The sequence below is a fragment of the Pantoea sp. CTOTU49201 genome (assembly GCF_032054795.1).
GTDB classification, from domain to species: Bacteria; Pseudomonadota; Gammaproteobacteria; order Enterobacterales; family Enterobacteriaceae; genus Pantoea; species Pantoea symbiotica.
Window position 1 is genome coordinate 1 of record NZ_DAMBSA010000282.1, and the last position, 6,446, is coordinate 6,446.

Consider the following 6,446-nt stretch of genomic DNA (forward strand, 5'->3'; position numbering starts at 1 on the left):
ATCCGTGGTGGAAGGCGCGCTGCGTGAATCGGGGCTGGCGCCGCATCGGCTGGAAGTGGAGATCACCGAATCGGTGCTGCTGGACGATACGCTCGGGAATATCCGCACATTGCAGAGTTTGAAAACCCTTGGCGTGCAGATTGCGCTGGATGATTTCGGCACCGGCTACTCATCGCTCAGCTATCTGCGTTCGTTTCCGTTCGACAAGATCAAAATCGACAAGTCGTTCATCAACGATATGGGTGATAGCCGCGAGGCGCTGGCGATTATCCGCGCGATAACCGGCATGAGCCGCAGCCTCGATATTCAGATCACCGCTGAAGGCGTGGAGAACGGCGAGCAGTTTGCCAAGCTGCGAGAAGAGGGTTGTACGCTGTTCCAGGGATATTTCTTTGGCCGTCCGCAGCCATCGGAGTTGCGGTTGAAGGAGTTGGAATAGGCAAGTAGGTCGCCATAAATGGCGACCCTACGAAATGCATAAAAAAACGCCCGACATGTCGGGCGTTCTCTGTTTTGCTGTGTGTAATCTTTATTATTATGCGCCGTGGCCGTCGACAGACATGTGGCCGAGATCTTTATCCACCAGGAACAGGCCTTCGCCTTTGGTGCCGACCATCGCCAGTTTATCCAGCACGGTTTTGAACAGCTTCTCTTCTTCATGCTGCTCGGCAACGTACCACTGCAGGAAGTTGAAGGTCGAGTAATCCTGCGTAGTTAATGCGGTGTGCACCAGCTCGTTGATTTTTTTGGTGATCAGCTGCTCATGCTTCAGCGCTTCTTCCAGCACGTCGTTCAGTGACGTCCAGCTAATGGCCGGTGCAGCAATGCTGCCCAGCACCGGCAAAGCACCGGCATCGCTGACGTAATCAAACAGCTTCTGCATGTGCTGCATCTCTTCGCGAGAATGCATTTTCAGGAATGAAGAGGCACCTTCATAGCCTTTATCGCTGCACCAGGCGCTCATCTGCAGATACAGGTTGGCAGAGAAGAATTCGAGGTTCAGTTGGTCGTTTAAACGCGAGGTCATTTCAGCAGTTAACATGGCTGAGTCCTTTTTAATTTGTCAGGTGAAGTACGGCGAATTATGCATCAATCTATACTTTTTTGTGAAGGACTTTCCTTAAAAAAGTTGAATTTATCTTATTGATTGTAAATGGAATTATTCCACATGTTGAATGCGAAGAGTTCTCACTTTTGACTAATTTTCATTCACGCTGGATTGATTATAGCTGCACATCGGGCGATGCTGAGGCTTGCCTTTACTTGTCAGGAGCTTAGCGGTGTCGAACGTCTTAGAGCATTACCATTTTCTGCATGAAATTCCCGAGCTGGGTTTTCAGGAATTCAAAACCTCTGCTTATATTGCCGATCAGCTGGAAAGCGCCGGAATTAAGGTGACGCGCGGCATCAATAACACCACTGGAATCGTGGCGGAAATCGACAGCGGCGTGCCCGGTCCGGTGCTGGCGCTGCGTGCGGATATGGATGCGCTTGGTCATATCATTGACGGCGTGGCGTGTGCGCGTCACACCTGCGGCCACGATGGCCATTCGTCAGTAGTGCTGACGGCGGCGCAAGAGCTGCTGAAAGAGGGCGCGATCAAGAAAGGGCGGCTGAAGCTGCTGTTCCAGCCAGCGGAAGAACTCGGTGCTGGCGCGCTGGCGATGATTGAGGGCGGCGCGCTGGAGGATGTGGAGATGATTCTCGGCTTCCATGTGCGTCCGCTGGAAGAGTGCCATGTTGGGCAAGCGACGCCAGCGGTGATCTACTCCGCCTGCAGCACGCTGGAAGCCACCATCAAAGGCGCACCGGCGCATGCGGCGCGTCCGCATTTGGGCGTTAACGCGCTGGATGCGGCAGTGCAAGCGGTGCAGGCCGTCAACGCCATCCATCTGCCGCCGGGTTTGACCTGGAGCGTGAAAGCCACGCGCTTCCTGTGCGACGCGGGCGTGACCAACTCGGTGCCGGATGAGGCGCGCGTGGTGTGGGATTTGCGTTCGCAGGAAAACGCGCCAATGGATGTGCTCAAAGAGAAAGTGACGCTGGCGATTCAGCACAGCGTGGCGGCGCTGGGTGCTACGGCTGACGTGGTGGTGCTGAAAGAGATGCCAGCAGCAGAAATTCATGAAGAAGCCACGGCGGTGATTCGCGCGGCAATTGTTGATGTGCTGGGTGAAGACGGTTTGCTGGATACTAAAACCACGCCGGGCAGCGAAGATTTCTTCTATTACCCGGTGAAAAATCCACAGGTGAAAGCCGGTTTCTGGGGATTGGGAACCAATCTGGTGCCGGGCCTGCATCATCCTGAGATGCGCTTTGAGCTGAGTTCGCTGGAGATTGGCGTGAAGATTTTTAAAGCGGCGGTGGTGCGGGTTTTAGGCTGAATGTGAATGGGTCGCCATGAATGGCGGCCCTACAAGGGCAACACCATGCGACGATTTCCCCCCTCGGCGAAATATTGTATGCTATGCCGCCTCAATGCTGCCGGGATAATCGGAACTGCCGCCAATGTAGATCGCACACCTCTTGCTGTGAACTGACGCCACTGCGTCGCCATTGGCCGCGTTATCCTGCGCAATGACCCCGAAACGATTTATTCGCAGCGCGCCGCCCGCGTGCTGCCCTTGAAGAAGAATTCACTCAATGTCTAATGCTCCCTTTTTAGAAGAAGTGGCGCGCCGCCGTACTTTTGCGATCATCTCGCATCCGGATGCCGGTAAAACCACAATCACCGAAAAAGTGCTGCTGTTCGGACAGGCGATTCAAACCGCCGGTACCGTCAAAGGCCGCGGCTCCAACCAGCACGCGAAATCGGACTGGATGGAGATGGAGAAACAACGCGGTATCTCCATCACCACCTCGGTGATGCAGTTCCCGTATCGCGACAGCCTCGTGAACCTGCTGGATACCCCAGGACACGAAGACTTCTCCGAAGATACTTACCGTACGCTGACGGCGGTTGACTGCTGTTTGATGGTAATCGACGCCGCGAAAGGTGTTGAAGATCGTACTCGTAAGCTGATGGAAGTGACGCGCCTGCGTGATACGCCAATCATCACCTTTATGAACAAACTCGACCGTGACATCCGCGATCCGATGGAGCTGCTGGATGAAGTGGAGAGCGAGCTGAAGATCGCCTGCGCGCCCATTACCTGGCCGATTGGCTGCGGCAAGTATTTCAAAGGGGTTTATCACCTCTACAACGACGAAACCTACCTGTATCAAACCGGTAAAGGCCACACCATTCAGGAAGTGCGCATCGTTAAAGGTTTGGCTAATCCCGATTTGGACGCAGCGGTGGGCGAAGATCTGGCACAGCAGCTGCGCGATGAGCTCGAGCTGGTGCAGGGCGCCTCGCACGAGTTCGATCAGGAGCTGTTCCTGAGCGGCGAACTCACGCCGGTGTTCTTCGGCACCGCGCTGGGTAACTTCGGCGTTGATCACATGCTAGATGGCCTGGTTTCCTGGGCGCCGCGCCCGATGCCACGCAACACCGACACGCGTCTGGTGGAAGCGAAAGAAGAGAAATTCAGCGGCTTCGTGTTTAAGATCCAGGCAAACATGGACCCGAAACACCGCGACCGCGTGGCCTTTATGCGTGTGGTATCCGGCAAGTACGAAAAAGGCATGAAGCTGCGTCAGGTGCGTACCGGTAAAGACGTGGTGATTTCCGATGCACTGACCTTTATGGCCGGTGACCGCTCGCACGTGGAAGAAGCCTATCCGGGCGACATCATTGGTCTGCACAACCACGGCACCATTCAGATCGGCGACACCTTTACGCAAGGTGAAAACATGAAGTTCACCGGCATTCCGAACTTCGCGCCAGAGCTGTTCCGTCGTATTCGCCTGCGCGATCCGCTGAAGCAGAAACAGCTGCTGAAAGGGCTGGTTCAGCTGTCGGAAGAGGGCGCGGTGCAGGTGTTCCGTCCGGTGCATAATAACGATCTGATTGTGGGCGCGGTCGGTGTGCTGCAGTTCGAAGTGGTGGTGGCGCGCCTGAAAAGCGAATACAACGTTGAAGCGATTTACGAAGCCATTAACGTCTCAACCGCTCGCTGGGTTGAGTGTGATGACGCGAAGAAATTCGACGATTTCCAGCGTAAAAACGAAGTGAACCTGGCGCTCGATGGCGGTGATAACCTCACGTATATCGCGCCGACCATGGTGAATCTCAACATCACCCAGGAACGCTATCCTGACGTGCGATTCCGCAAAACGCGCGAGCACTAATCGGCGTTGCCAGCAGGGCCTGTGATTTTCACTGGCCCTGTTTTATTTGTTACAGACTCCTCCTAATTCCGCTGTTTTTTTCTCTTTTTGGCGATATATCAACCACAAGAGCCAGCAAAAGCTGTAATCCCTACTACTATTATCCTGTCGGACGAGAAAAGAGACCTTTCGGGTTTCATTACGTCCAGTAACTCAGCAACGCCGTTCGTTGCTGGCGCATCCGCGATAACGGATGAGTTAACTGATAGAAGGATGATATCGATGAATAAGACTAAGATTGCCAAAACCCTGATTGCTGCCCTGGCCGGTTCTGCTCTGCTGAGCGGTGCGGCGTTCGCAGATGAATCACTGTCGCAGAAAGCACAGCAAACCTCCGACAGCGCGGGTGCGAAGATCGATAGCTCTATGAAAAAAGTCGATGGTTATATGGATGACAGCGGCATCACTGCTAAAGCCAAAGCGGCGCTGGTGGATGATGAAGCGATTAAAAGCACGGATATCTCCGTCAAAACGCATGATGGCGTGGTGACACTGAGCGGCTTTGTGGCTTCTCAGGATCAGGCTGAAAAAGCCGTCGCGCTGGTGCAGAAAGTCGAAGGTGTGAAATCCGTCAGCGACAAACTACACGTTAAAGACAGCAAAAATGCTTCTCTGAAAGGTTATGCGGGCGATACCGCAACCACCAGCGAAATTAAAGCTAAGCTGTTAGCAGATGACATCGTGCCATCACGCAACGTTAAGGTGGAAACCACCGACGGCGTGGTGCAGTTATCAGGGGAAGTGGCGAACCAGGCACAGTCCGATCGTGCTGAGAAAATCGCCAAAGCCATTGAAGGCGTGAAAAGCGTGAAGAATGACCTGAAGGTGAAATCTTAACGCGAGCGACTCGGCACCAGTTGGTGCCGTTTCGTAATAAAAACAAAGGTGTAAATAAGCAGTTCGATTTTCACAATGGTAAAGGAGAGGCTTATGTTTCGTTGGGGTATTATCTTTCTGGTCATCGCTCTGATTGCTGCAGCATTAGGTTTCGGCGGTCTGGCGGGTACGGCAGCATGGGCAGCTAAAATTGTCTTCATTGTCGGTATTATTCTGTTCCTCGTGAGCCTGTTTACCGGGCGCAAACGACCCTGACTACTTGCGTCTCAATAGACGCTAACCCGCGAGTCACCTAAAGCGGAGACCGGTCATTTGCGGCATACTATGAAGCCGCAACGATTGCAGAAGCAATTGGTCAGGGAACGACAATGACTGGTTCTCCGGGATGCTGCTTCGGCGACTCCCTCAGAGCAAGCAACACTGAGGGACATCCATTGGGAACACGTATTCCGTTGACGTTAGGTTCACTTGAACCGCTAGCTTTAACCCCTTTCAAATCCAGTAAAATCGCCTTGGTGTGCGAAGGCGGCGGCCAGCGCGGCATCTTTACCGCAGGCGTGCTGGATGAGTTTCAACGCGCAGGCTTCAATCCCTTTCAACTGTTACTTGGCACCTCGGCCGGGGCACAAAACCTGTCGGCGTTTGTCTGTGGCCAGCCTGGCTACGCGCGACGCGTGATCTCGCGTTACACCACCAGCAAATTATTCTTCGATCCGCTACGATTCGTGCGCGGCGGGCATCTTATCGATCTCGATTGGCTGATCGATATCACCAAACAGGAATTTCCGCTGGCGCTCAACACCGCCGAAGGGCTGTTTGCCAAAGGCAGCGAGTTTTATATGTGCGCCTGCCGCAGCGACGATTACCGCGCCGAGTACTTCAATCCGATCAGCAGCAACTGGCATGACATCCTGAAAGCGTCCAGCGCGATTCCCGGCTTTTACCGCAGCGGCGTGCAAATGGATGGCGTAAGTTATCTGGATGGCGGCATCAGCGATGCAATTCCGGTACGCGAAGCCGCACGCCGTGGCGCGGATACCATTGTTGTGATCCGCACCGTGCCGTCGCAGGTGTCATACACGCCGAAGTGGTTTAAACGCATGGAGCGCTTTTTGTCTGACAGCGCCTTGCAGCCGATGATCAACATCCTGCATCAGCATGAAGAGAGCTATCGCGAGATTCAGCAGTTCATCGAGCAGCCGCCGGATAACCTGCGCATTATCGAAATCTGTCCGCCGAAACCGCTGGCGAGCATGGCGCTCGGCAGCCGCTTGTCATCGCTGAATCAGGATTACCATTTAGGCCGCCGCAGCGGGCGCTATTTCCTCGCCACGCTC

The 6,446-nt window shown here is 54.2% G+C and carries 7 protein-coding genes; 6 read left to right on the forward strand and 1 reads right to left on the reverse strand.

Annotation, left to right across the window (positions count from 1 at the left end; translation table 11 throughout):
* Positions 1-439: EAL domain-containing protein (locus RTY00_RS17565; protein WP_312665290.1), on the forward strand; the 439-nt coding region annotated here is incomplete at its 5' end.
* A gap of 96 nt (positions 440-535) precedes the next feature.
* On the opposite strand, the gene ftnA is transcribed toward RTY00_RS17565, so the two are convergent.
* The gene (gene ftnA / locus RTY00_RS17570) at positions 536-1,042 is read right to left on the reverse strand and encodes a non-heme ferritin (RefSeq protein WP_008103301.1); all 507 of its coding nucleotides are present in this window, start codon (positions 1,040-1,042) and stop codon (positions 536-538) included.
* A 238-nt stretch (positions 1,043-1,280) separates the two neighbouring features.
* Here ftnA and RTY00_RS17575 point away from each other — a divergent pair, with 238 nt between their 5' ends.
* The 5 genes from RTY00_RS17575 to RTY00_RS17595 all read left to right on the forward strand — a co-directional run.
* Positions 1,281-2,384 (forward strand): M20 peptidase aminoacylase family protein, encoded by a 1,104-nt coding sequence (locus RTY00_RS17575; protein WP_312665291.1) that lies wholly within the window; start codon positions 1,281-1,283, stop codon positions 2,382-2,384.
* 259 nt (positions 2,385-2,643) lie between these two features.
* A complete protein-coding gene (gene prfC / locus RTY00_RS17580; RefSeq protein WP_061720497.1) occupies positions 2,644-4,233 on the forward strand; it encodes a peptide chain release factor 3 in 1,590 nt (529 codons plus the stop codon).
* Between the two features lie 261 nt (positions 4,234-4,494).
* A complete protein-coding gene (gene osmY, locus RTY00_RS17585; protein WP_008103296.1) occupies positions 4,495-5,109 on the forward strand; it encodes a molecular chaperone OsmY in 615 nt (204 codons plus the stop codon).
* A 93-nt stretch (positions 5,110-5,202) separates the two neighbouring features.
* On the forward strand, positions 5,203-5,364 hold the full coding sequence (locus tag RTY00_RS17590; protein ID WP_007893192.1) for a DUF1328 domain-containing protein: 162 nt from the start codon (positions 5,203-5,205) through the stop codon (positions 5,362-5,364).
* Between the two features lie 179 nt (positions 5,365-5,543).
* Positions 5,544-6,446 (forward strand): DUF6363 domain-containing protein (locus RTY00_RS17595; RefSeq protein ID WP_312665292.1); only part of this gene is annotated, 903 nt, incomplete at its 3' end.